The following is a 23,891-nucleotide window of genomic DNA, read 5'->3' as shown; positions in this document are numbered from 1 at the left end:
GCCACTTTGGCCTTGAACACCGCTGAGTGTGTCCGTCTCGTTCTTTTTGCCATCTTCTGCTCCATTTCTTCGCCCCGTAGGGCCGTCAAAGGTAGCAGATTCTCCACTTATCGGCTTGTTCAGATTTCCGGGGCCACTTCTCTTTCTCGGCAAGAAAGGTGGCCAACTTATCGAAAAACAGCTCTTTGGAATGTTCGTTGCTCATGCACTTATCTCCAGGATTTGCGACAGGCTGTCAGGCGCCTTTGGTGCCAATGCTTCCCATTTCTAAGATGGGGATGTATTCGCTCTTCTTGACTTGGCACTTGGCCCCGTACGAGAGTTGCGTGCCGAACTTGCGTGAGCGCTCGAGCAGCAACTCCCGCAGCGGTTTGTTGCGGATGTTGCCCACCGCCTCTTCGCCGTGAGCTGCCATCGGGTAGCAGTGGCGGATGTCGCCGGTGTTACCGATGACCACACCGAAATGGAAAGCACCGCAATGATGCTCGTCGGTGGAAAGGGTCTCCGGTTTTTCCGAGTGGCGATAGCCGTAGTGTTCCTTGAGCCAAGCGGTGGTGGGGTTAACCTCGAAGAATTCAGCCAGATTTTCTTTCGAATTTCCAGAAAGGGTCGGAAGCTTACAAACGAACTGTGCGCCCAGGTCGTGAGCCCATTCACGGATTCCCGGTATCTCGAAGAAATTCCTCTTGCAAATTACCGAGGAGATGCACAGCCGGGTTGGAATCGTGTCGTCGCTAACCGGTGCCGCATTGGCGGGGTTAGTGAAACCGATCTTGACCACATTCTCAATGGCCTCGGAGAAACCATGGAATGGATCCTCAATGCCGCGTGCGGCGACGATCTCATTGTAAAGGCTACGATTAATGCTCTCAGTTTTGATAATAAGCGAGGCATTGGCATCGAACAGGGCCTGCGCCACGTCGAAAGCGGATCGGCCGTAGATGCGCCTAGCCATCGTGTCATCGCCGAGAGTGAATCCATTGGTCAGAATAACGGTATAAAGGCCCTTACGACCGGCGTGGGCCACGATCTGTAATAGGTCGCGATCGTAAGTGGGCTCTCCGTTTCCACAGATAGTCACTTGCCGGATGCCCAGTTCGATCCCCTGGTCAATCAAGCCAATCTGCTCCTCTAGGCGCAGTGGCCCGCATCGGCTGTCGCGATTGGCCGCTTCAGTGCCGTAACAGTAGATGCAATTGAAATTGCAGGCATCGGTGGTGCTAAGCCCCAGATTGCGCAAGGCCACGCCCTCTCCTTCTTGCTTCATCGCCTCTACTCGGCGCCAGAAGGAAGCATTTTCCTCGGCGGTGAAATTATCCAGTCCCTGCAGGGCATAGATCCGTTTGCACTTTGTCATCGCTGTTTCTCCGTCATCGCTGCTTGCATCTAAGTTAGGAAAGTGTGCAGGACGAGGCCGGGTACGCTACCACCCCCAGACCGGCGCCCGGCGGGGCATTCAGGTGTTGTTCGCTGATGAGCCCAACCGAATAGAGGTAGTTAAGCAACTTCGCAGGCCCTTCCTGCGGATTAGGGGTGCCGCGGAAGAAAAATGCGGCGTCGCGGCTCTCCACCATCGATTGGCGCAACTCGTAGGCACCCGGAATGCCAACCGAAGCGTAGATGCCCGCATTGTGATACTCGTAATGTCGGCTCTGCACAAAATGGTAAACGTAATCATGCAGCTTGCCGCGCTGCTCATCAGAGGATTTCAGCAGTAATTCAGCGGTCAGGTCAGCCACCAACTGGCGCCCGAAGGCAATATGGCGTGCCTCCTCCTCAGCATGCAGTCGGTTGATGGCACGCACCAGCGGCGGCAGCGATTCGTCCTTGGCCATCATGCGGTTTAGATTGTCGCCAAGCTCTTCGAACACCAGCAGGTGGATAAAGGCGAGCAGGTCGTTCCATGCCGGGTCTGTACACTGATCGCCCTTAGTGTAAATGTAGCGGAAGCGAGTCAATTCGCCGTAGCGGCGGCAGAACTCAACGAACATGTCGATGTGGTTATTCTCCTCGCGAATCAGGTGACTCAGATAGGAGCGCACCTCGGAGAATTTCTTTTTGAGCATTATTTTGGCAATATCGCCGATTGCTTCCTTCTCTCCGTTGCAGGAAATTGAGCAGATCAGTGCGAATTCCTTCTGTGACAGGTGGACGCGCTGTTTGTCAGAGAGGCGATCCCATGCCTCCGTCCCGTAAAGGGAGACGAGGTGCTGAGGCATCCAGTAGGCATCCACATCGGGCGCCTCTTCGAATGGGAGAGACATCAGTGGGAAGTTGATCTGCTTGATGGACGCTTGATTGAGTTTCTCGACCAAATTCGCCTGCATGGTTATCGTCTCCTTAAATCCACATTACGTCGCTACCACTCTGGTGCGACTCGACTATGGTGAGTTCGGCACCTTGGCTTAAAAAAACCACGCCACCGAATTCGATATGAGTATAAGTCGGGCCTATCGTATGAAACACCTATCAGAACTGTGAGGTAGGCTGGAAAAATGGAGTCCGACGTTTAGTAAAATTTGAATGGGGGGCGCGGGTGGAACGTAAGCGACCAGTCGAACCACACAGAATCTGAATTTAAGGTTGCCCGTTTTTCAGCGGCAAAAACTCATCGATACGGCTATTGTGCAAGGCAGGCAATTTTTCCAGAGTAGTCTTTCAGCCATGCATGCGCATCCAGACCGTTCAGCTTGGCGATGTCCAGAAGGTCCTGAACGGCGGACGCCCGTTTTCCGGTACGTTCCGCCCCGTCAGCCCGTCCCTATGTGCGGGTGTGAGGGCGAAGGCAGTGGCTTCCGAGGTCGGCCAAGTGAAGTGGCCGCTATGTAGCCGACGCTGACAGAGCCAGACGCCGGGGCCATCCCAGACCACGAGCTTGAGGCGGTTCTGGCGTCGGTTGCGGAAGTCGTAAGTGCTACCGTCGCGGGGCTACGGCCGAGCGCATTCCGGATTCGCTGGGAGAACCCGTCGATGCAGACTCGCGTGTCGATCGGTTCTACCCCCAGCCAGACTTGGGTCGGTGTCGGGATCATGGTAGTTGACGTAACAGGTCGGCCAGCCACGAACCACCCGCTGGTAGTTCGATTCTCCAGCCACCCGGTCCGTGGAGTCGCACGCCCCGTGGCCTAGACTAACATCAGCGGCAACCGGGTCGTTTGCGCGGCCTTTCTTTACGCCGCCAGCGATTAAATGATTTGATGCACAGTCCGGGCGTTGGAAATCTCCCCGCTATTGTCAACCGACAGGAAGTGCTGTCTTATCCACCACCCGACGTAGAACAAAGCTCGAATGCACGCCGGCAACGCCTTTTATCCGGGTTATACGGTTCAGCAGCAATTCCTGATAGGCATCCATATCCTTCACCACCACCTTGAGTTGGTAGTCAGCAGCTTGGCCGGTAATCAGTAGGCATTCCATGACCTCTGGAATTTCGCTGATTGCCGTTTCAAAGTGATTGAAGCGCTCCGGCGTGTGTTGATCCATGGAGATGTGAATTAAAGCTGTTAACGATAACCCTAGCGCCTTGGCGTCCACCAGAGCACGATAGCCGGTAATGAAGCCGGATTCTTCCAGGGCGCGCACTCTTCGCAGGCAGGGAGATGGTGAGAGACCGATACGGTCCGCTAGGTCCTGATTGCTGATGCGCCCATCCTGTTGCAGTACCTTCAAAATTTGGCGGTCAAAGCGATCTATTTCTACTAAATTGCTCATCATCTTTCAATAATAGAATATATTCTATAGCGGCGTCTGTATGGCGCAATATTCTACCATCTTATACTGGTTTTTCGCATAAAAAAGCAATCGCCTGCCCAACTGATTTGCGTATCATTATTTCTCGTCAAGAGCAGTCGCCATAAAATTCAGGGGCATGAGATCATGTTGAAGGATCCTTCTAGCAAGTACAGCCCGTTCCCGCCGGTCAAGCTCGTTGACCGGCAATGGCCGAATCGCACCATCACCTCGCCGCCCATCTGGATGAGCACCGATCTGCGCGACGGCAATCAGGCGCTTTTTGAGCCGATGAATGTCGACCGCAAGATGCGCATGTTTCACACCCTCTGCGACATCGGTTTCAAGGAAATCGAGGTCGCCTTCCCTTCCGCCTCCCAGACGGATTTCGATTTCGTGCGCCAGCTTATCGAGGGCGATCATATTCCCGAAGACGTCACGATCGAAGTGCTCACCCAGGCTCGCGAGCATCTCATCCGCCGCACCATGGAATCCCTTAAGGGCGCGCGCCGGGTCATCGTTCATGTTTATAATGCCACGTCGAAACCCTTCCGCGAGATCGTGTTCGGAATGAGCAAGGCGGAAGTCCTGAATATGGCCGTCTCCGCCGTGCGACTGGTCAAGAATTTAACTGCAGAACGGCCAGAAACCGAATGGGTGCTCGAATACAGCCCCGAAACCTTCTCCGCCACGGAGCTCGATTTTGCGCTTGAAGTCTGCGATGCGATAACTGCCACCTGGAGGGCGATGCCGGATAACCGAGTCATCCTCAATTTGCCGACGACAGTAGAGGTGACGACGCCGAACGTCTACGCCGACCAGATCGAATGGATGCATCGCCATCTCGCCCGCCGCGACAGCGTCATCCTCAGCGTCCATCCTCACAATGACCGGGGCACGGCTGTGGCCGCTGCAGAAATGGCAATAATGGCGGGGGCTGACCGCGTCGAGGGCTGCCTCTTCGGCAACGGGGAGCGCACCGGGAACGTAGATATCGTCACCCTCGCGCTTAACCTCTACACTCAGGGCATCTCTCCGGGCCTCGATTTCTCGGACATCAATTCCGTGGCGCGTACCGCAGAGTACTGCAACCAGTTGCCCATCCACCCGCGCCACCCCTATGTCGGCGACCTCGTCTTCACGGCCTTTTCCGGTTCGCACCAAGATGCGATTAAAAAAGGTTTTACCGCGCAGACGCCCTATGCCCCGTGGAACGTTCCCTATCTTCCAATTGATCCAGTCGATGTCGGGCGCAGCTACGATTCCGTGATTCGAGTAAACAGCCAGTCTGGCAAAGGTGGCATCGCATATTTGCTGGAAACCGAATTCGATGTGATATTGCCCCGCCGCTTGCAGGTCGAGTTTTCCGGCGAGGTGCAGCGTCATACGGATACCCATGGTGGAGAAATGAGCGCCTCCGATATCTGGCAATTGTTCTCCCGGAGCTATCTCACCACCAGTGAACCAGTGTGCTATGTCGAGCATCATCTTTTCGAACTCGGCAGCGTCCAAGGTGTCCGCCTGACCGTAAAGATGAACGGGAACCCCCATTTTCTTGTCGGCGAGGGAAATGGCCCTATTGATGCAGCCGTACATGCACTGCGCACCCTCGGCATCATCGTCCAGGTGCGCAGCTATGAAGAACGTTCCATGGGGAGCAGCGTCGACGGCGGAAATGCCAAGGCTTGTGCCTTCGTGGAGGTAACACGCCCCGGCTGCGGGTGCGAATGCTATGGAGTGGGCGTGGAGGCCAACATTGTTACCGCTTCGATTAAGGCCTTGGTGAGCGGAGTCAATCGACTGGGGGAAAATGCTTTCGTCGAAAGCCAAATTGGGGCCGCTTAATCTAGCCTGAACATTGTACAAACCCTCACCGGCTAATTTCACCGCCCTGCTGGAAAGTTTTTCGATTCAGGCGATACACCCGGCGCGTTCAAAAACCAAGTGCAACATTTTTGGGAGAAAATGTTGCATGGGAAAGCGACGAAACATGGACCGCTCAGGCGGATTTGCAGCCGATTTCCTTTAAGTCCGACAGGACTGCTAAGCCTTCCACACCAGATCCAGCTCGCGCGCCGCCTTGACGTCGTCCAGACGCCGCACCGGCATGGTGTGGGGCGCAGTCTTGACCAGCTCCGGATTAGTATGAGCCTCGTCCAGAATTTCCTTCAATGCCGCGACGAAGGCATCCAGCGTCTGCTTGGATTCGGTTTCGGTCGGCTCGATCAGCAGGCATTCCGGCACCAGCATCGGGAAATAGGTGGTGGGCGCGTGGAAGCCCTTGTCGAGCAGGCGCTTGGCCACATCCATCGCGCACACCCCGGTTTGCTCCTTGAGGCCTTTCAGGGTGACGATGAACTCATGGCTGGCGCGGCGTTGCGGGAAGGCGATATCGAAGCCGGCCTTGCTCAGTTCAGCCATCAGGTAGTTGGCGTTGAGGGTGGCAAAATCCGCCACGCGGCGCATCCCTTCCGCGCCCAGCATGCGCGCGTAGGAATAGGCGCGCAGCAGGATGCCGGTGTTGCCCATGAAGCCGGAAAGGCGCCCGATGCTTTGCGGCAGATCTTTTTCCGTCACCAGGCGGTAGCGCCCGGACTCGAAGGCGATCACCGGTATCGGCAGGAACGGCAGCAGGCGCTCGCTGACGCCCACCGGGCCGGAGCCGGGCCCGCCGCCGCCGTGCGGGGTGGAAAAGGTTTTGTGCAGGTTGACGTGGATCACGTCGAAGCCCATGTCGCCCGGCTTGACGCGGCCCAGGATGGCGTTGAGGTTGGCGCCGTCGTAGTAGGTCAGGCCGCCGGCCTGATGCACGATCTGCTGCATCTCGCCGATATTCTTTTCGAACACCCCGAGGGTGGAGGGGTTGGTCAGCATCAGCCCGGCCGTCTGTGGCCCGACGGCGGCCCTGAGCGCTTCCAGGTCGACGTTGCCGTCGCGGTCGGTGGGGATTTCCCGCACCGTGTAGCCGCACATCACCGCCGAGGCCGGATTGGTGCCGTGCGCTGCGTCCGGCACCAGCATTTCGGTGCGGGCTGCATCATTGCGGGATACGTGATAGGCGCGGATCATCGCCACCCCGGCGAACTCGCCCTGGGCCCCCGCCATCGGCGTGAGCGAAACCCCGGCCATCCCGGTCACATCCTTGAGCATTTCCTGCAGTTCGTGCAGGCAGGCCAGCACGCCCTGCCCGGTAGCCTCCGACGCCAGTGGGTGGCGCGCCAGAAACTGCGGCAACATGGCCTGCTGGTGGGCGCCGCGCGGATTGTATTTCATGGTGCAGGAGCCGAGCGGATAAAAGTGGGTATCGATCGAGAAATTCTTCTGCGACAGCCGGGTGTAATGGCGCACCGCGTCCATCTCGGAAACTTCCGGCAGCAGCGGTTTGTCGCCGCGGCGCAAATGGGCCGGAATATCGTTCGCTTCAGGCTGGGCCACGGGGGCCTGGGCCAGATTTTTGCGTCCCGGACGGGAGAGTTCGAAAATCAGCATACGGCGGATTATCCTAGAAACGGTAGTTGGACGGGGTAGAGTGTGCGGTTTTTGGGGTGCAGGGCAAGGCGCAACGACGCGGAATGGCTGTTCCATTCCAAGGAGTTGCAACGCCGCCATGTGCCCCAAAAACTGTGCAATCTGCCACGTAGCGAACTCACCAAACGGGTGAGCCTATAATTTGCGAAGAAATTTATTTGTAACATAGCGTTAAACATCCAAAGAAGCGGTCAACTGCCGTTTCTAGGATTATCCTTTCACTGCAGCCAGCGCCGCATCGTAATCCGGTTCATCGGTTACCTCCGGCACCAGCTGCGAATAAATGACCCGGTCGCTCTCATCGAGCACGATCACCGCCCGGGCGCACAGGCCGGCAAGCGGGTAGGTCTTGATCAGCACGCCGTAGTCCTTGGAAAAATCGCGTCCGCGCAGGGTGGAGAGCATGATCACGTTGTCCAGCCCCTCCTCGCCGCAGAAGCGCGCCTGGGCAAACGGCAGGTCGGCGGAAATCACCAGCACCACGACATTGTCGAGCCGGCTCGCTTCCTGGTTGAACTGGCGCGTTGAAGTCGCACAAACCGGGGTATCGATGCTCGGCACGATACTCAGGATCTTGCGCTTGCCCTCAAACTGGCTCAGGGAAACATCGTTCAGGTTCTTGTTCACCAGCATGAAGCTATGCACCGATTCCCCCGGCTGCGGGAAATGGCCGAGAACTTCGAGAGGGTTACCTTCCAGCGTTACAGTTGCCATGATCGCGCTCCTTTTTCAGGGTTACACAGTTACCACTTGCTAGTGGCAGTAGGCTTAAGCCTAGTACAGGCAGGGCCGGAACTGCGTCGGGAAACAATGCGTTCCAGGTTTTCCAGGAATTTCCGGATGTCCTCCTGGGTTTTGGTTTCCGTGGCGCAAACCAGCAGGGCGTTGCCCAACTCCGGATACCAGGGCGTCAGGTCCAGCCCGCCCATTATGCCCTGAGCCTCCATGGCACGTAACACGTCAGCGACGGGGAGATCGAAGGTGATCACCACCTCGTGGAAGAAGGGCTCGGAAAACACCCGCTCCACCCCCGCAATCAGGCACGCCTGCTCGGCCAGCTTCCGGGTGTTGGCGTGGCAGGCTGCTGCGACGCGCTCCAGACCCTCCTGGCCGAGCAGCGCGAGATGAACCGTCGCCGCCGTCGCCATCAGCCCCTGATTGGTACAGATGTTGGAGGTCGCCTTGGCGCGGCGGATATGCTGCTCGCGCGCCTGCAGCGTCAGGCAGAAGCCGGGCTTGCCGTCCATGTCCACCGTGCGGCCGACGATGCGCCCCGGCATCTGCCGCGCCAGCGCCTGCTTGCAGCACAGGAAACCGAAATAGGGGCCGCCCGAAGATAGCGGCGCGCCCAGCGGCTGCCCCTCGCCCACGGCGATGTCTGCACCCCTGCTTCCCCATTGGCCAGGCGCCTTGAGCATGCCGAGGGAAATCGGATTGACCGCGCCGATCACCAGCATGCCCTGAGCATGGGCCCAATCGGTCAGTTCGTCCACTTCCTCCAGCACGCCGAAGAAATTCGGCTGCTGAATCACCAGCGCGGCAAAATCCTCGCCTTCGAAGCGCTTCAGCGCTTCGGCCACGGTGTCGCCGCCGCCGGTACTGTAGGGTACTGGAACCAGCTCGATGCCCTGATTCTTCACCAGGGCATCGGTCACCTGGCGCCAGATCGGATGCACCGCTGCCGGCACCAGAACGCGGCGCGCCGACTTGTGTGCGCGCACCGCCATCAGCACTGCTTCGGCCAGCCCGGAAGCGCCGTCGTACAGGCTGGCATTGGAAATGTCCATGCCGGTCAACGAGGCCATCATGGTCTGGAATTCGTACAACAGCTGCAGCGTGCCCTGGCTCGCCTCGGCCTGGTAAGGCGTGTAGGCGGAATAGAATTCGCCGCGGCCGGCGATCTGCCAGACTGCCGCCGGTATGTGGTGCTCGTAGGCACCGGCGCCGATAAAATTCAGGTAGCGCCCATCCTGTTCCGCCCGTTCCTGCATCAAGCGGCCGACGGCCATCTCGTTCAGGGCCGGCGGCACGTTTTCGAGACGGTCGGCGCGCAGCGCAGCCGGGATTTCGTCGAACAAATCTTCGACCGAGGCCGCGCCTATGCTGGCGAGCATGGCCCGGATGTCTTCTTCGGTATGGGGAATGAAGGGCATGGTTATTCTCGGTTAGGCATAAGGGGTGAGCGGTGGGGAGCCAAGACATGAGAGAGCCCTATCGGCACCTCTCCTCACTCCTCACGCACAATAATTAATGTGCTTCGCTCTCCACCAGCGCCTGATAGGCGGCAGCAGCGAGCAGCCCGTCCAGGTCGGCGGGATTGCTCGGCTTGATCTTGAACATCCAGGCCGCATAGGCATCCTGATTGATTTTTTCGGGCGCCTCCACCGCGGCGTCGTTAACGGCAACCACCTCGCCCGCCACCGGTGCATAGACATCGGAGGCGGCCTTGACCGATTCCACCACGGCGCATTCTTCGCCGGCAGCAAGCTGGCGGCCGACAGCGGGGTTTTCCACATACACCATGTCGCCCAGCAATTCCTGGGCATGATGGGTGATGCCGACCGTGACCGTGCCATCGGCCTCGAGCCTGGCCCATTCGTGGGATTTGGTGTATTTCAGATCGCCGGGAATGCTCATGTGTTTCTCCTTAAATGTTTATCAGGCTCTTGCCGTTGCGTGCAAAGGGCAGCTTCACCACTTTTGCGTTGAGTAATTTGTCGCGGATCTCCACCTGCACCACGTCGCCGAGCGCGACTTCCAGCGGCAGGCGGGCGAAGGCGATGGACTGGTTCAGTGTAGGAGAAAAGCTGCCGCTGGTGATCTCGCCTGCGCCATGGGGGGTGACCGCTTTCTGGTGGCCGCGCAGCACGCCCTTGTCGAGCAGCACCAGTCCCAGCATCTGCATCTTCACCGGCTTCGCCAGCAGCGCTTGCTTGCCGATGAAGTCGCGCGGGCTGGCCAGCTCCACTGTCCAGGCCAGTCCGGCTTCGAGCGGGTTAACGTCCTCGTCCATGTCCTGGCCGTAGAGGTTCATCCCGGCTTCCAGGCGCAGCGTGTCGCGCGCACCCAGACCGATCGGCGCGACACCCAGGGCATTCAGGGCCTTCCACAAGCCCGCCGCTTCCGCCACCGGCAGCATGATCTCGAAGCCATCCTCGCCGGTGTAGCCGGTGCGCCCGATGAAATACTGGTCGAACTCGGCTGCCTGGAACGGCTTGAGGGATTCGGTCGCGGCACGGGCGGCGGGGATTGCCTGCCACACCTTCTCCCGTGCCTGCGGACCCTGCACCGCGATCATCGCCAGGTCGCGGCGCGGCCGGAGGGTCAGTTGCGGCGCACGGGCGGCGCGTTGCTGCTCCATCCATGCCACGTCCTTGTCCGCCGTGCCGGCGTTGACCACAATCCGGAACCAGTCCTCGCGCATGAAATACACGATCAGATCGTCGATCACCCCGCCGGCCGGATTCAGCATGCAGGAATAGAGTGCCTTGCCGGGCTCCTTCAGCTTGTCGACGTTGTTGGCGAGCAGATATTGGAGAAATTCGCGGATGCCGCTACCGGTGACGTCCACCACCAGCATGTGACAGACGTCGAACATGCCGGCTGCGCGGCGCACCTGATGGTGTTCCTCGATCTGGGAGCCGTAGTTCACCGGCATGTCCCAGCCGCCGAAATCGACCATGCGGGCACCCATGTCGCGGTGGGTTTGATTGAGTGGCGTTTGTTTCAGCATTATTGTTATGCGCTCCCGGGCCAAAAATGAAAAAAGGGGTGAAGCCGGCTCTCCGGCTTCACCCCTCTGTCCTGTGTACCTGAGAGATTACGATGGTCTTGACCATCGCGTGCCCCTTCGGTGGGCGGTACTAACCGCCTCTCTCCAGAGTTGCCGTATTCTATGCGGTTCCTGATACCTGAGCGGTTACGGGTGATTGCGCCTTCGGCGGTGCGAAAATAATCGCACGCTCTCCCGCATGGGTTTTTGGCAGCGTGAACTATACCTTATCCGCGCTTCCCGTGACAAGGCGACAAATCAACTTGTTGAATAGCCGGTGTTTTATTGCGGATAAAACAGAAAAACCCGATAACCCGCCGCTTTCAGGTCTCCCAGGTCGAGATACAGCTTCACCGTCACCTCCTCATTCGGCGCCATACCGCGGTTGAGGTCGGCGCCCTTCGCGTATTCCCGAGGAGCGAATATCCGCCGTGCAATCATCCGGTCCTGGGTGTCGGTCAGGGTCAGTTCGAGTTGCGGGTATTCCTGGGCAAGCTTGGCGCGATTGCGCAGAATGGCGTTGAGCGCAACCAGATTGGCCTGCTGCGGGTTGGCCTCGAGATTGGAAGTCTCGATGCTGAGCAAATCCGGATTGGCGGGCAGGCGGATGCTGCACTGCAGCACGCCGCAGAACTGCTGCAAAAATGGCTTGAATTCGGGATGCCGGGCAGCCAGGTCGGAGCGGAAAAAATAGAGTCCCTGAGCACCCAGACTCGCCAAAAGCAGGAGGGCGCCGATCAGCCACAGCCACAGCCAGGAAAAACTGCGCTTCTCCTTCGGGGCTTCGACTTCCCCCTCCTCGACTGGGGAAATCGCTTCGACCGGCCTAGCCGGGGCGGGCTCCAATTCGACAGCGGACTCACCGGGTTCGGTGGTAACAGGATCCACCACGGCCGGAAGCGGTTCTTCCGTTTCAGGCAGGGGTTCAGGCTCGACCGCGTCGATCAGCGCCTCATTGATGGGCTCGGCAAGAGACGGCTCAGGCTCCTCGTCGGCCGGAGGCTCCTCTTCCGTGCGAGGGGGTATTATTTCTTCCGCAGTAAAATCTTCGACTTGGGCATCCAGCTCATCTTCCGGCTCGAACGCTTCAGGCTCAAGCGCCTCCGGTTCATGCTCCAGATAGGCGTGCGCATTGAATACCTTGGCACAGCGCCCGCAACGCACGTCCCCGCCATGCGCGTCCATCTGCTCCGAAGTCACCCTGAAACGGGTATGGCAGGCCGGACAGGTGGTGACCATCGCCATGACGTTACCTCTTCATTCCCGCCAGGCACACCCAGCCCTCAACCTCTCCGTCGATGTCGATGTCGAACCATTGCCGGTAGACGGCCATAGTCTCTTCGGCCTGGGGAGCCAGCACCCCCGACAGCACGATCCGCCCGCCCGGACGGACAGCCTGGGCCAGCATCGGCGCCAGTACCTTGAGCGGGTTGGCGAGGATATTGGCGACGACCACGTCGGCCTGGATTTTCGGGGCTTCATCAGGCAGATAGAACTCGGCCGCCGCCTGGTTCTGCTCGGCATTCTGCCTGCTGGCGAGCACCGCCTGAGGGTCGATGTCGACACCCAGCGCTCGCCCGGCGCCCAACTTCAGCGCCGCAATCGCCAGGATGCCCGAGCCGCAGCCGTAATCCAGCACGCACTCGCCGCCGCGGATATTCTGCGCAAGCCACAGCAGGCAGAGGTGGGTAGTGGGGTGGCTGCCGGTACCGAAGGCCAGGCCGGGGTCGAGAATGAGGTTGATCGCAGCGGGGTCGGGCGGGGTATGCCAGGTGGGAATGATCCACAGCCGTGGCGAAATCCGGATCGGGTCGAACTGGGATTGGGTCAGCCTGACCCAGTCCTGCTCGGCGACGGCATCCACACGGTAACGCGGAGTCCCGGCCAGGTGCGCGGCTTCGGTGGCGGCGGCAACGATGGCCGGAATATCGGCATCCTCCGCGAACAATCCGCTGACGATGCTGTTTTGCCACAGGCTGTCGACCGGCTCGCCCGGCTCACCGAAAATCGGCTGCTCCCGGTCGGTTTCGGCGTTGGCGTCCTCGATATCCGCCGCCAGCGCGCCCAGTTCGAGCAGGGCATCGCTCAGCACGCCGGCGGTTTGTTCGTCCGCCTCGATTTTCAGCGACAGCCAGGCCATGCAGATTCCTTAAGAAGTGATTGCTCTTTTTTCGTTACGACATAGCCTGAAGGTCTTTACTGAGGCTTAGCTTTCGCGGCGGCCAGTTTGTGCTCCAGGTAATGAATGCTGGTGCCCCCCTGGACGAAGGCGGCATCGCGCATCAGGTCCTGGTGCAAAGGCACGTTGGTCTTGATGCCCTCGATGACTATTTCGGAAAGGGCGGTTTTCATCCGGGCGATGGCCTGCTCGCGGGTGGCGCCGTAGGCGATCAGCTTGCCGACCATGGAATCATAGTATTGCGGCACCACATAATTCTGGTACACATGGGAATCGACCCGGATACCGGGACCGCCCGGCATGTGGTAGACCGTGATGCGCCCGGGCGAAGGCACGAAGGTGTAAGGATCCTCGGCGTTAATGCGGCACTCGATCGAATGCCCCTTGAGCTGGATGTCTTTCTGCTTGAAGCTCAACTTCAGGCCGGCGGCAATGCGAATCTGCTCCTGCACTATGTCGATGCCGGTGATCATTTCCGTCACCGGGTGCTCGACCTGGACGCGGGTGTTCATTTCAATGAAGAAGAACTCATTGTTCTCATACAGGAACTCGAAGGTGCCGGCCCCGCGGTAACCAATCTTGCGGCAGGCTTCGGCGCAGCGTTCGCCGATTTTGTCGCGCAGCTTGGGGTCGAGGCCCGGTGCCGGGGCTTCCTCGATAATCTTCTGGTGGCGGCGTTGCATCGAGCAGTCGCGCTCGCCCAGGAACGCCGCATTGCCATGCTCGTCGGCCAGAACCTGGATCTCGATGTGGCGCGGATTTTCGAGAAATTTCTCCATGTACACCACGGGATTGCCGAATGCCGTCTGCGCTTCGTTCTTGGTCATGCTGACCGCATTCAGCAGCGCCGCTTCGGTGTGCACCACGCGCATGCCGCGTCCGCCGCCGCCGCCGGCCGCCTTGATGATCACCGGATAACCAACGTCCTTGGCGGCACGGATAATCTCGTCCGAGTCATCCGACAGCGCCCCCTCCGACCCGGGCACGCAGGGCACGCCGGAAGCCTTCATCGCATCCTTGGCGCTGACCTTGTCGCCCATCAGGCGGATCGTCTCCGGGCGCGGGCCGATGAAGACGAAGCCGCTTTGCTCCACGCGCTCGGCGAAATCGGCATTTTCGGACAGAAATCCGTAGCCGGGATGGATTGCCTCTGCATCGGTCACTTCCGCCGCGCTGATAATGGCAGGGATATTGAGGTAGCTCAGGGTGGACTGGGCCGGTCCGATGCACACCGATTCGTCGGCGAGCTTGACATACTTGGCCTCGGCATCGGCCTCGGAATGCACCGCCACGGTCTTGATGCCCATTTCGCGGCAGGCACGCTGGATGCGCAGGGCGATTTCGCCGCGGTTGGCAATGAGAATTTTTTCAAACATTGGAAAACCTTTAGCTAACCGCAGAGGCGCGGAGGCGCAAAGAAAATAATGTGTTTTCTCTGCGCCTCCGCGCCTCTGCGGTGAAGAATTTAACCGATAATAAACAGAGGTTCGCCGTATTCGACGGGCTGGCCATTCTCGACCAGAATCGCCTTGATGACGCCACTCTGATCCGCTTCGATTTCGTTGAGCAGTTTCATCGCTTCGATAATGCAGAGGGTTTCGCCAGCGCTCACGGATTGGCCGACCTCGACAAAGTTTTTCGAGCCCGGCGAGGAAGCACGGTAGAACGTGCCCACCATCGGCGACTTGACGGTATGTCCGTCAGGCTGGGCAGCAACGGCGGGCGCAGCCTCGATGGCTGCGGCGGCAGGTGCGGCAGGAGCAGGCATGAAGGATTGATACGGGGAATACATCATCGCCTGCGGCTGGGCCTGGCCATAGCGGCTGATGCGCACGGTTTCCTCGCCTTCGGTAATTTCCAGTTCGGCAATCCCGGATTCACTGACCAGGTCGATCAGCTTCTTTACTTTTCGCAAATCCATAATTTTGTCCTTAAACTGGGTGTTGCAGAGCGAATTCCAGCGCCAGTTCATAACCTTTCGCACCCAGGCCGCTGATAACGCCAACGGCCAGATCGGAAAAGTAAGAATGGTGGCGGAATGCCTCGCGCGCAAACACGTTGGAAAGATGCACTTCAACAAAGGGGATGGCCACGGCCGCGAGCGCGTCGCGCAATGCAACGCTGGTATGCGTATAGGCCGCGGGATTGATGATGATGAAACCCACGGCCTCGGCTTTTGCCTGCTGCACCCGGTTGATCAGTTCGGTTTCGCTGTTGCTCTGAAAGTCTTCCAGCATCGCGCCGGCATCCTGCGCCATATGCTGCAGACGATCATTGATCTGTGCCAGAGTTGCATGCCCATAGTGGCCCGGCTCACGCATACCCAGCAGATTCAGGTTGGGGCCATGGAGGACGAGAATTCTGGTACTGGCGGCTTGCGTCATGCCTCCGCCCTTTCCCTGATTTTCCGTTTTCATAACGTCAAGTTTGCCGCAAAATAGGTGAACTTGTCCAGTTTTTCCCCGAAGTTGCCAACCCGGATGGCTCATGAACTCGCGTGACAATCGCGCCGGATTTTGATTAATCTAGACAAAACCCACTACTTTCCCCTACAGCAGGGGCAATACGATTTTTTCCAGCCGGGCCAGGGTTAACCCGCCCACTTCGCTGGCAACTATTCTGCCGCTACGGTCAATGACCACGGTAAACGGCAATCCTCCCAAACGATTGCCGATTTTCCTCGCCAGATCCACCGCCTCCATTTCTCCCAGCAGGATCGGGTAATTGATGCCCATCTCGTCGGCAAAGGCCTGCACCTTGATCTTTTCATCCAGCGCCACGCCGACGAACACCAGGCCGCGTTCGCGATGTTTGTCCTGCAAACTGATGAAATCCGGAATTTCCTCGCGGCAAGGCGGGCACCACGGCGCCCAGAAATTCAGCACCACCACCTTGCCGCGCCACTGCTTGAGCGGCTGGAGCTTGTCGTCAAGGTCCCTGAAGCTGGCGGCAAACACCGGTTCGGCAGAAATCTCCTGGGTGGCGACGGCCTGTTCCGGCTGTCGAGGAAGGGCGAAATAGGCTGCGGCTGCGATCAGGGCAACAATGCTCCCTGCGGCAACCAGCCATAATTTGGTTTTGGACATGAGATCAAGTCTTGGGAAATGGGCTAGGGGATTATAGCATCCAGTGAAGCGATAAACTTCTCCGGTGGTTCATAGCCGATCACGCGCACGTCGCTCAATTCCTTGCCGCTTTTATCGAAGAAAACGATGCCCGGAGGCCCGAACAATCCGAATTTCTTGAGCAGCGCCTTGTCATCCTCGCTATTCGCCGTGACATCAGCCTGCAGCAGCACCACGTCGCGCAGCTTTGCCTGCACTTTGGCATCGCCGAAGGTGAAGCGCTCGAACTCCTTGCAGGAAACACACCAGTCGGCGAAGAAATCCAGCATCACGACTTTGCCGTTGGCCTGCTTCATACGGCTCTCCAGTTCCGCCACGCTTTTCACCCGCTCGAACTTGAGCGCCTCCACGCCCGCCGCTTTCGCTTCGGCGCCTTCGGCACGTAGCCCCGACAAGGGCTGCAGCATGTCGCGGTTGCCGGAAAGGACGCCGATCAGCAGTGCCGCGCCGACAATCAGCGCAACGACCCCCACCCCTTTCCAGAACTTGGCGAAGCCGCTGGCCGGGTGCGGCAGAGGGTCGATGGCGCGCAAATACATGGCGGAAACAATCAGCAATCCCGCCCACAACAGCATGTGAACCGCCGGGGAGATCACCGGCGAAACCAGCCAGATTGCCATGCCCAGCAGCAGCACGCCGAAGAAGCTCTTCACCGCCTCCATCCAGGCTCCGGCTCTGGGCAACAACGCGCCGGCGGAAACCCCCACCAGCAAGAGCGGGGCGCCCATGCCCAGCGCCAGGGAGAACAGCGCCGAGCCGCCCAGCACCATATCGCGAGTCTGACTGATATACAGCAATGCCCCAGCCAAAGGTGCCGCCACGCAGGGACCCACGATCACCGCCGAGAGTGCCCCCATGGTGAACACCCCGGCCGTGCTGCCGCCTTTGACGCGGTTGCTGGCCTCGTTGAAGCGGCTCTGGATGAAACTGGGCATCTGCAGTTCGTAGAAACCGAACATCGAGAAGGCCAGCACCACGAAAACCAGGGCAAACCCGCCCAGCACCCAGGGGTTCTGCAGGGCGGAGGAGAGCAGGGTGCCGGACATGCCCGCCGCCACGCCGACCGCCGCATAGGTGAGCGCCATGCCGAGTACATAGGCCAGCGACAGACCAAGGGCACGGGATTTGGTCAGCGCATGCCCCTGCCCGACAATGATGCCGGAAAGAATCGGGATCATGGGAAACACGCAAGGGGTTAGCGCCAGCAGCAGGCCGAAACCGAAGAAGCTCGCCATGATCAGCCAGAAGCTGCCGCCCTTGAGCAAAGCACCGACACGAGAAGACTCATTGCCCTGCGCCTCCACCGGCGTGGAGGACACGGCCATTTCAGCGTCCGGGGCCGCAACGGACTGCCGCGCCGCCTCAACCGGCGCGGCGGCAGCCGTTGGCAAAGCCAGCGCGATGGTCTTCTGCACCGGCGGATAGCAAACTCCTTTTTCGCTGCATCCCTGGTAGGCGGCGACCAGACTGACAGCCTGTTCGCCGCTGCCCTCACGCTTCAGCTTGATGGTTGCCTGGAACGATTGATGGTACACCTCGGTATTGCCGAAATTGGGATCAGTCTTGATCTCGCCCTTGGGCAGGGTCACCGCGTCGATGCTGGCACCGCCGCCCTTCAGGGAGAACTTGATCTTGTCGCGATACAAATAATAGTTATCGGCGATCGTGAAACTGGCCTGCAGGGTATCCTTGTCGACGGCCTTGACCGCCAGCTTGAACGCCTGCTCAGCCGGCAAAAACTCATTCTGACCGCCACCCAGCATCTTGAGGAAAAAAGGTTTCTTTTCAGCCTCCGCCGGAACACCGGGAAGATCGATTTTAACCACCTGGGTTTGCGGCGGGTAGCACACCCCCACATCCGCACACCCCTGCGAGACCGCCTTCAGGGTGATCCGGGATGTGGTGCCGCGGGTATAGGGCAGACGAATCACCAGGTCGTGGCGGTAGGTTTCCACCTTGCCGAAATACTCGTCCTGCTTGACCTTGCCGGCGGGCAGTTGCGGTGTTCCGAGGATAACATCCGAGGGTTCCGCCTGGAATTTGAGTTTTTCCTTGTACAGGTAATACCCTTCGGCGATCTGGTAGCGCACTTCGAGGGTCTGGCCGTCCACGGCACGGGCGGAAAACTTGAATGCCTGCTCGGGTTCTAGCAGATCGCCCTCGCCGGCACTCACCATCGAGGAACACAACAGAAAAAAAGCTATCAAATAACGCATATTCAACCTTGTTGTTCGGGGTTAATCGTTTCAGCCGCCAGCCATTCGAGATAGGCAGGCAAGCCGGCGGTAATTGGGACTGCGATAATTTCGGGAAGTTCGTAAGGGTGACACTGACGTATAGTTTTTTCAACCTTGCCGTAATGCGCCCTCAGTGTTTTAATCAACAGTGTGATCTCCTGCGCGGTTTCGATTTGGCCTTGCCAGCGATAGACCGACTCGCACGGCGCGAGAATGTTGACGCAGGCCGCAAGCCGTTCCTCCACCAGCCGCCCGGCCAGCCGCCGGGCGGCTTCCCGGTCCGGCAAGCTGGTGATCACCAATATTGCTTCCATTTGGGACCCCATACATGCGTACCTTGCTAATTTTGCTTATTCTACTCGGTTTCCCGGCCCTGGAGATTTATGTCCTGGCCAAGCTGGCCGGAACTGTCGGCTGGTGGCTGTTACCCTGGTTGCTGTCGAGCGCGATGGTCGGCGGCTGGCTGGTACGGGAGGCCGGCGCCATGCTGCCGTTGCGCCTGTTCGCCGCCCTGCAGTCGGGCCATTCTCTCAGTTTCTCGCTGTTGATCGGTTTCCGCACCGTGCTGGCAGGACTCCTGCTGATTTTTCCCGGCGTCATCAGCGATTTTCTTGCCCTGATCCTGCTGCTCCTGCCCCACCCCAAAGTAACCATGCCTTCCGCGGCCAACGACGATGCGATCGATGGAGAATGGACGCGGGTCAACGAACACGACAAGCTGCGTTAGGCCGCCCCCAGTCCATCGCGCACGCTCGGGTAGACCAGCCTCACCCCCAGTTCCCGCTTGATGCGCTGGTTGACCAGTCGGCGCGACTCGCCCATGAATGACAACAATCCCGGCGGGATGATCTCCTGCGCCTCTTGCCACGACACGCGCGGTGGCCTGGGCAGGGGAAAAAGGTCCGCCAGAAGGTCGAAATAATCCCCCATCTTCATCGGGTCATCGTCGCTCGCATGATAGACCCGATTCGGCCGGCCTGACCGCAGCGCAGCCAGGGCAACACGTGCAAGATCCTCGGCATGAATATGATTGGAATAGCCGTCATCCGCGTCATGCAGTGCCGGCACGTTGCGTTCGATGCGCGCCATGGGCAGGCGATCTGCAGCGTAAATGCCCGGCACGCGCAAAATGCTGACATGAACGCCACAGCGCAGCCCCCAGTCGCGCAAACGCCTTTCCGCGTCCGCCCGGCGCACCGCCCTGGCAGAATCCGGGCTGATCGGCCGGGTCTCCCGCACGACCGCACCATGACAATCGCCGTAAACCCCGCTGGTACTGATATAGACCAAACGTTGTGGTAACATCGCATTTTTGCCCAGCGCCGCCAGCAGATTCCGGGTGCGCCGGTCAATGCGGCCTTCCTTCGGCGGCGGTGCAAAATGCACGATTGCGTGAGCCAGGCCGGCAATTCGGCTGAGACTTGCCGCGTCATCCAGATCGCCTCGTAACGGAACAATTCCGGCAGCGCGCAGCAAATTGAATCGCTCCGGACTATGGGTCAGGGCATAGACGCGATAACGCGCGCCGAGCAGTCGCACCAGGCGCAGCGCGATATCGCCGCAGCCCACAATCAGTAGTCGTTGTTTCAGCATGGAACAGGTTTATCCTGAATAAAGCATTTGAACCGCAAAGACACTGAGAACGCGAAGGAAATGGGGTTCGCAGGGATGGGCGGATTTATCGCCAAACTCGCAAAAACGATGTGTTATCGGAACCTTCCCAGTCACCCGAGAGGTGAATGCCGGATAGATTTTATGTCCTTGTTTCCTTCGCGCCTTCGCGGTTATGAACTGCGGTTTTTAGGTTTATCAAGTCGGCGAACAAAAAAAGCCACTTTAATCTAGAGGAAGTATGCATGTCACACAAATTGACGATCATGCCGAGCAAGCATTCGGTGACGGTCATGGAAGGCGAGTCAATCCTGGATGCAGCCCTGCGCGAGGGCTACACGCTGCCTTACGGCTGCCGCAACGGCGCCTGCGGCGCATGCAAGGGCAAGATCCTGGAAGGAACGGTCGATTATGGCGACTATCAGGATCATGCCTTGAAGGAATCCGAAAAGCGCGAGGGACTGGCGCTGTTCTGCTGCGCCGAACCTAAAACCGACGTAGTGATAGAAGTGCATGAAGTGGCCGATACACAGGATATCCCGGTCAAAATCATGCCGTGCAAGGTGGAAAAAATCGAGACGCCCGCGCAAGACGTCGCGGTGCTCTACCTCAAGCTGCCGGCCAATGAGCGCCTGCAATTCCTGGCCGGCCAATATATCGACATCCTGCTCAAGGACGGCGCACGCCGCGCATACTCTCTCGCCAACGCACCCCACGACGACAGCTTTTTGCAGTTGCACATCCGCCGCGTACCGGGCGGCAGCTTCAGCGACCTGGTGTTCACGCAAATGCACGAGAAGGCCCTCCTGCGCTTTGAAGGCCCATTGGGCACCTTCTTTTTGCGCGAAAACAGCGACAAGCCGATTCTCCTGCTTGCCAGCGGCACCGGCTTCGCACCGGTCAAAGCCATGCTCGAGCATGCCTTCCACCATGGCATCAAGCGCCCGATCACTTTCTACTGGGGCGCCCACAACCTGGCCCACCTGTATATGCTGGATCTGCCGAAGAAATGGGAACAGGAACACGCCAATTTCAAGTTCGTGCCGGTGCTGTCCGAACCCGCACCGGAAGACCACTGGCAAGGCAGAACCGGCTTCCTGCACCAGACTGTGCTGGAGGATTACGCCGATCTGGAGGGCTATCAGGTCTACGCCTGCGGTTCGCCCGTGATGGTGGAAGCGGCTCACCAGGCCTTTACCACGCAACGCAAGCTGCCGCCCGAAGAGTTTTATTCCGACGCGTTTACCTTCAGCAGCAAGCCCAAGGCTTAAGCGCGCATTCCACTCAAACCGGTCATTCCACATTTGAAAGCAATGCTCGATTTATCCCTGATTTCTGCCCTTTAGCCATTCATCAAATTCTTCCGGTGGCAAGGGTCTGGAGAAGAGGTAGCCTTGTGCATAGTCGCAGCCAGAACGGGTCAGCAGCTCGCACTGCTGTTCAGTTTCCACGCCTTCGGCGATCACCTTCAACCCTAGCTTATGCGCCATGATGATGATCGCCTCACACAACACCATGTCATCGGAGTCGCGCTCCAGATTACGGATGAAAGATTGGTCGATCTTGAGGTAGTCGATGTCGAATTTCTTGAGGTAGGACAGCGACGAATAACCCGTACCAAAATCATCGATTGCCACCTGGATACCGGCATCACGGAGTGCCATCAATTTGTTTGTGATACGTGGGTCCTCATTCAGCAGCAGCCCTTCGGTGATCTCGATGACAAAGCTTTTCCCGGACAGATCATATTCACGCAACAGGGCAAGCAACGTTTCTACGCCATCACTTCTACTTTCCTCCATGAACTCGATGGGGGACTGGTTCACGCTGATTTGGAAACCCTCTGGCCAGACATCATTCCAGCGCTTACACCAGGCTGCCGACTCCTTTCGTACCCATTCACCAATATCGATGATGAGTCTGGTTTCTTCGGCCAGCGCGATGAACTCCAGCGGGCTGACCATGCCACGCACCGGATGCAGCCAACGCAGCAGTGCTTCTGCCTTATGGACGCGCCCAGTCGACAACTCAACAATCGGTTGAAAATAGACCCTGAACTGGTTTGCCGCCAGGGCGCCGCGCAAGTCATTGGTCAGACGCAAGCGCTTCTGCGCTGCTTCCTGTAACGAAATGGTGAAATAGCTGAAGCGGTTGCGGCCATTGTTCTTGGCAACATACATCGCTTGGTCAGCATTTCTTATCAAATCATCAATGTCGGTAGCGTCATTCGGATATAAGGTAATACCAAGGCTGGCTGATACATGGGTGATTTCGCCACGCAGATGAAAGGGTTCTGCCAGCTTGAGGATGAGCTTTTGCGCGATGTCTTCAACGTGACGGGCATCGGCAAGCTGAGGCAGCATAACGGTAAACTCGTCGCCACCCAAGCGTGCCACCGTATCGGATTTGCGTACACAGCTCACAATGCGGCGCGCAGCCTCCTGCAACAGGAGGTCCCCCATGTCATGCCCAAGCGTGTCATTCACCTCCTTGAATTGATCGATGTCGATTAACAGCACTGCCACTGGCAGACCGGTCCGGTCGGATTTTTTGATTTCCTGCGCCAATTGGTCCCGAAGCAAATCGCGGTTGGGCAGCGCAGTAAGCGTATCGAAGTTGGCCTGCTTCCAGAGCAGCGCTTTTGATCTTATGATCGATTGGAAGTAAAGCACCGTGCTGCTAGCGACCAGAATCATCAAACTGCCTAAAGTTCCAAGCAACAAAGCAAACCAGAACCGGTCTTTTCTCAACGAGGGCATTGCGGCAATTTCGCTATCAACATGAACCGTGATGCCATACTCGGGCAGTTCTTTTGCAGCGAAAATATGCGGAATATTTTTGTTTTCCACCCGCAGCAATGAAGCAAATTTATTGTCTCCCCAGGACTCAATTTTCAGCATGGGAAAACTGTTTCTCCGGTAGCGCGCGAACCTGTCCTTCTCGGTTACTCTGGAAATGGAAGCATCAGGAAGCGAATGCATCTCCAGCTCTTTGTTGCGTGCAAGTATGATGACACCATTGGAGTCCGTCACAAAGGCGTCCAGCTGTTTGATCAGAAAAGACAGGTTAGGTACGTCAATCTTGGCAACCACCGCCCCCAGGAATTTGCCATCTATGATCACGGGAGTTGAAAAATAGAGCCCGGGAATATGGGTGGTTTTACCCACCGCATATTGCATACCTCGCTGACCGATTTTATTTTTTTGGAAAAAATCACGGTCAGCAAAATTGGTGCCGACAGTGTTTCCCGTGGTATCCCAATTGCTAGCCGCAATCGCATCACCCGCTGCGTTAACCACATAGATAATGTCAGCATTGAGACTCTTCCCGGCAATAGCCAAATACTGGCTTAAATCTTTTAAGGCCGGGTCGGCTGTCCACTTTTTGATTCGCGTTTCGAGCGGCAGGGTTGAAGGAGCAATGTCTGCACCAAATCGAGAGACTGCCCATTTAACGCGCAATAACTTGGAAAATAGATCAGGTATGCCGTGCAGGTAATTCAGGTTTCTTCGTATGCTATCGGTCAAGTCACTGGTGCGTTGTTGAGCAAGCATGGTTTCCTGCTCAATCAAGACATTGGTTTTGTGCAGGTAATAACGTTCTGCAATGAACCAGGCCGATATATTCCACAACATGATTAAGATCACGGTAAACAGAACGGTTCGGCGCTGACTTATTTTTGCAAAATCGACCATGTCCGAATTATGCTA

Annotated in this window: 21 protein-coding genes, 1 pseudogene and 1 riboswitch; of the genes and pseudogenes, 3 read left to right on the top strand and 19 right to left on the bottom strand. The window is 58.1% G+C overall.

Annotated features, from left to right (window positions below; all coding sequences use genetic code 11):
* Positions 1-235 precede the first annotated feature (235 nt).
* The 4 genes and pseudogenes from VMV64_RS02870 to VMV64_RS02855 all read right to left on the bottom strand — a co-directional run bounded on the left by VMV64_RS02870 (position 236) and on the right by VMV64_RS02855 (position 3,711).
* Positions 236-1,357 carry a radical SAM protein gene (locus VMV64_RS02870; RefSeq protein ID WP_325328444.1) on the bottom strand — a complete coding sequence of 374 codons (1,122 nt, stop codon included), beginning with the start codon at positions 1,355-1,357 and terminating at the stop codon, positions 236-238.
* 34 nt (positions 1,358-1,391) lie between these two features.
* A complete protein-coding gene (locus tag VMV64_RS02865; RefSeq protein WP_325328443.1) occupies positions 1,392-2,327 on the bottom strand; it encodes a diiron oxygenase in 936 nt (311 codons plus the stop codon).
* 358 nt (positions 2,328-2,685) lie between these two features.
* Positions 2,686-2,916 (bottom strand): annotated as a pseudogene (tnpB, locus tag VMV64_RS17340) (IS66 family insertion sequence element accessory protein TnpB); the annotation flags it as partial.
* A gap of 318 nt (positions 2,917-3,234) precedes the next feature.
* On the bottom strand, positions 3,235-3,711 hold the full coding sequence (locus tag VMV64_RS02855) for an Lrp/AsnC family transcriptional regulator (protein ID WP_325328442.1): 477 nt from the start codon (positions 3,709-3,711) through the stop codon (positions 3,235-3,237).
* A 165-nt stretch (positions 3,712-3,876) separates the two neighbouring features.
* On the opposite strand from VMV64_RS02855, the gene leuA reads away from it, so the two are divergent.
* On the top strand, positions 3,877-5,574 hold the full coding sequence (gene leuA, locus VMV64_RS02850) for a 2-isopropylmalate synthase (protein ID WP_414718819.1): 1,698 nt from the start codon (positions 3,877-3,879) through the stop codon (positions 5,572-5,574).
* 198 nt (positions 5,575-5,772) lie between these two features.
* Here the strand turns inward: leuA and gcvPB are convergent, their stop codons facing one another.
* From gcvPB to cutA, 13 genes are all read right to left on the bottom strand, one after another.
* On the bottom strand, positions 5,773-7,218 hold the full coding sequence (gene gcvPB, locus VMV64_RS02845) for an aminomethyl-transferring glycine dehydrogenase subunit GcvPB (RefSeq protein WP_325328441.1): 1,446 nt from the start codon (positions 7,216-7,218) through the stop codon (positions 5,773-5,775).
* Between the two features lie 249 nt (positions 7,219-7,467).
* Positions 7,468-7,971, bottom strand: coding sequence for a thiol peroxidase (gene tpx, locus VMV64_RS02840; RefSeq protein ID WP_325328440.1), 504 nt, complete (start codon positions 7,969-7,971; stop codon positions 7,468-7,470).
* 29 nt (positions 7,972-8,000) lie between these two features.
* Positions 8,001-9,410, bottom strand: coding sequence for an aminomethyl-transferring glycine dehydrogenase subunit GcvPA (gene gcvPA / locus VMV64_RS02835; RefSeq protein WP_325328439.1), 1,410 nt, complete (start codon positions 9,408-9,410; stop codon positions 8,001-8,003).
* Between the two features lie 94 nt (positions 9,411-9,504).
* Entirely contained in the window at positions 9,505-9,894 is a 390-nt protein-coding gene (gene gcvH, locus VMV64_RS02830; RefSeq protein WP_325328438.1) for a glycine cleavage system protein GcvH, read from the bottom strand.
* Between the two features lie 10 nt (positions 9,895-9,904).
* A complete protein-coding gene (gcvT, locus tag VMV64_RS02825; RefSeq protein WP_325328437.1) occupies positions 9,905-10,990 on the bottom strand; it encodes a glycine cleavage system aminomethyltransferase GcvT in 1,086 nt (361 codons plus the stop codon).
* 56 nt (positions 10,991-11,046) lie between these two features.
* A riboswitch (glycine riboswitch) is annotated at positions 11,047-11,148 on the bottom strand.
* Positions 11,149-11,311: 163 nt separating this feature from the next.
* Positions 11,312-12,274 carry a DUF3426 domain-containing protein gene (locus VMV64_RS02820; protein WP_325328436.1) on the bottom strand — a complete coding sequence of 321 codons (963 nt, stop codon included), beginning with the start codon at positions 12,272-12,274 and terminating at the stop codon, positions 11,312-11,314.
* A gap of 4 nt (positions 12,275-12,278) precedes the next feature.
* On the bottom strand, positions 12,279-13,169 hold the full coding sequence (gene prmA, locus VMV64_RS02815; protein ID WP_325328435.1) for a 50S ribosomal protein L11 methyltransferase: 891 nt from the start codon (positions 13,167-13,169) through the stop codon (positions 12,279-12,281).
* A gap of 56 nt (positions 13,170-13,225) precedes the next feature.
* A complete protein-coding gene (gene accC, locus VMV64_RS02810) occupies positions 13,226-14,584 on the bottom strand; it encodes an acetyl-CoA carboxylase biotin carboxylase subunit (RefSeq protein WP_325328434.1) in 1,359 nt (452 codons plus the stop codon).
* 89 nt (positions 14,585-14,673) lie between these two features.
* Positions 14,674-15,129 carry an acetyl-CoA carboxylase biotin carboxyl carrier protein gene (gene accB, locus VMV64_RS02805; RefSeq protein ID WP_325328433.1) on the bottom strand — a complete coding sequence of 152 codons (456 nt, stop codon included), beginning with the start codon at positions 15,127-15,129 and terminating at the stop codon, positions 14,674-14,676.
* Positions 15,130-15,139: 10 nt separating this feature from the next.
* A complete protein-coding gene (aroQ, locus tag VMV64_RS02800; RefSeq protein WP_325328432.1) occupies positions 15,140-15,592 on the bottom strand; it encodes a type II 3-dehydroquinate dehydratase in 453 nt (150 codons plus the stop codon).
* A gap of 165 nt (positions 15,593-15,757) precedes the next feature.
* Positions 15,758-16,294, bottom strand: a complete 537-nt coding sequence (locus VMV64_RS02795) for a TlpA disulfide reductase family protein (RefSeq protein WP_325328431.1) — start codon at positions 16,292-16,294, stop codon at positions 15,758-15,760.
* A gap of 23 nt (positions 16,295-16,317) precedes the next feature.
* Positions 16,318-18,549: a protein-disulfide reductase DsbD gene (gene dsbD / locus VMV64_RS02790; RefSeq protein WP_325328430.1), complete on the bottom strand. Its 2,232-nt coding sequence runs from the start codon at positions 18,547-18,549 to the stop codon at positions 16,318-16,320.
* Positions 18,550-18,551: 2 nt separating this feature from the next.
* A complete protein-coding gene (gene cutA, locus VMV64_RS02785; protein ID WP_325328429.1) occupies positions 18,552-18,884 on the bottom strand; it encodes a divalent-cation tolerance protein CutA in 333 nt (110 codons plus the stop codon).
* A gap of 14 nt (positions 18,885-18,898) precedes the next feature.
* Between cutA and VMV64_RS02780 the strand changes: the two genes are divergently transcribed.
* A complete protein-coding gene (locus VMV64_RS02780; protein WP_325328428.1) occupies positions 18,899-19,297 on the top strand; it encodes an FxsA family protein in 399 nt (132 codons plus the stop codon).
* Here VMV64_RS02780 and VMV64_RS02775 read toward each other — a convergent pair.
* Positions 19,294-20,163: an SDR family oxidoreductase gene (locus tag VMV64_RS02775; RefSeq protein WP_325328427.1), complete on the bottom strand. Its 870-nt coding sequence runs from the start codon at positions 20,161-20,163 to the stop codon at positions 19,294-19,296. The genes VMV64_RS02780 and VMV64_RS02775 overlap by 4 nt on opposite strands.
* A gap of 263 nt (positions 20,164-20,426) precedes the next feature.
* Here VMV64_RS02775 and VMV64_RS02770 point away from each other — a divergent pair, with 263 nt between their 5' ends.
* Complete coding sequence (locus VMV64_RS02770; protein ID WP_325328426.1) at positions 20,427-21,452, top strand: CDP-6-deoxy-delta-3,4-glucoseen reductase; 1,026 nt, start codon at positions 20,427-20,429, stop codon at positions 21,450-21,452.
* Positions 21,453-21,503: 51 nt separating this feature from the next.
* On the opposite strand, the gene VMV64_RS02765 is transcribed toward VMV64_RS02770, so the two are convergent.
* Positions 21,504-23,876, bottom strand: a complete 2,373-nt coding sequence (locus VMV64_RS02765; protein WP_325328425.1) for a bifunctional diguanylate cyclase/phosphodiesterase — start codon at positions 23,874-23,876, stop codon at positions 21,504-21,506.
* Positions 23,877-23,891 lie beyond the last annotated feature (15 nt).

Origin of the sequence: Sulfuricella sp. (genome assembly GCF_035531155.1) — a bacterium.
Classification (GTDB): Bacteria; Pseudomonadota; Gammaproteobacteria; order Burkholderiales; family Sulfuricellaceae; genus Sulfuricella.
This window is presented reverse-complemented; position numbering and strand designations above follow the sequence as displayed.

Bases quoted from the DNA above. Each gene is read 5' to 3' on its own strand.
- VMV64_RS02870 (WP_325328444.1), bottom strand. From the start codon at position 1,357: ATGACAAAGTGCAAACGGATCTATGCCCTGCAGGGACTGGATAATTTC.
- VMV64_RS02865 (WP_325328443.1), bottom strand. From the start codon at position 2,327: ATGCAGGCGAATTTGGTCGAGAAACTCAATCAAGCGTCCATCAAGCAG.
- VMV64_RS02855 (WP_325328442.1), bottom strand. From the start codon at position 3,711: ATGAGCAATTTAGTAGAAATAGATCGCTTTGACCGCCAAATTTTGAAG.
- leuA (WP_414718819.1), top strand. From the start codon at position 3,877: ATGTTGAAGGATCCTTCTAGCAAGTACAGCCCGTTCCCGCCGGTCAAG.
- gcvPB (WP_325328441.1), bottom strand. From the start codon at position 7,218: ATGCTGATTTTCGAACTCTCCCGTCCGGGACGCAAAAATCTGGCCCAG.
- tpx (WP_325328440.1), bottom strand. From the start codon at position 7,971: ATGGCAACTGTAACGCTGGAAGGTAACCCTCTCGAAGTTCTCGGCCAT.
- gcvPA (WP_325328439.1), bottom strand. From the start codon at position 9,410: ATGCCCTTCATTCCCCATACCGAAGAAGACATCCGGGCCATGCTCGCC.
- gcvH (WP_325328438.1), bottom strand. From the start codon at position 9,894: ATGAGCATTCCCGGCGATCTGAAATACACCAAATCCCACGAATGGGCC.
- gcvT (WP_325328437.1), bottom strand. From the start codon at position 10,990: ATGCTGAAACAAACGCCACTCAATCAAACCCACCGCGACATGGGTGCC.
- VMV64_RS02820 (WP_325328436.1), bottom strand. From the start codon at position 12,274: ATGGCGATGGTCACCACCTGTCCGGCCTGCCATACCCGTTTCAGGGTG.
- prmA (WP_325328435.1), bottom strand. From the start codon at position 13,169: ATGGCCTGGCTGTCGCTGAAAATCGAGGCGGACGAACAAACCGCCGGC.
- accC (WP_325328434.1), bottom strand. From the start codon at position 14,584: ATGTTTGAAAAAATTCTCATTGCCAACCGCGGCGAAATCGCCCTGCGC.
- accB (WP_325328433.1), bottom strand. From the start codon at position 15,129: ATGGATTTGCGAAAAGTAAAGAAGCTGATCGACCTGGTCAGTGAATCC.
- aroQ (WP_325328432.1), bottom strand. From the start codon at position 15,592: ATGACGCAAGCCGCCAGTACCAGAATTCTCGTCCTCCATGGCCCCAAC.
- VMV64_RS02795 (WP_325328431.1), bottom strand. From the start codon at position 16,294: ATGTCCAAAACCAAATTATGGCTGGTTGCCGCAGGGAGCATTGTTGCC.
- dsbD (WP_325328430.1), bottom strand. From the start codon at position 18,549: ATGCGTTATTTGATAGCTTTTTTTCTGTTGTGTTCCTCGATGGTGAGT.
- cutA (WP_325328429.1), bottom strand. From the start codon at position 18,884: ATGGAAGCAATATTGGTGATCACCAGCTTGCCGGACCGGGAAGCCGCC.
- VMV64_RS02780 (WP_325328428.1), top strand. From the start codon at position 18,899: ATGCGTACCTTGCTAATTTTGCTTATTCTACTCGGTTTCCCGGCCCTG.
- VMV64_RS02775 (WP_325328427.1), bottom strand. From the start codon at position 20,163: ATGCTGAAACAACGACTACTGATTGTGGGCTGCGGCGATATCGCGCTG.
- VMV64_RS02770 (WP_325328426.1), top strand. From the start codon at position 20,427: ATGTCACACAAATTGACGATCATGCCGAGCAAGCATTCGGTGACGGTC.
- VMV64_RS02765 (WP_325328425.1), bottom strand. From the start codon at position 23,876: ATGGTCGATTTTGCAAAAATAAGTCAGCGCCGAACCGTTCTGTTTACC.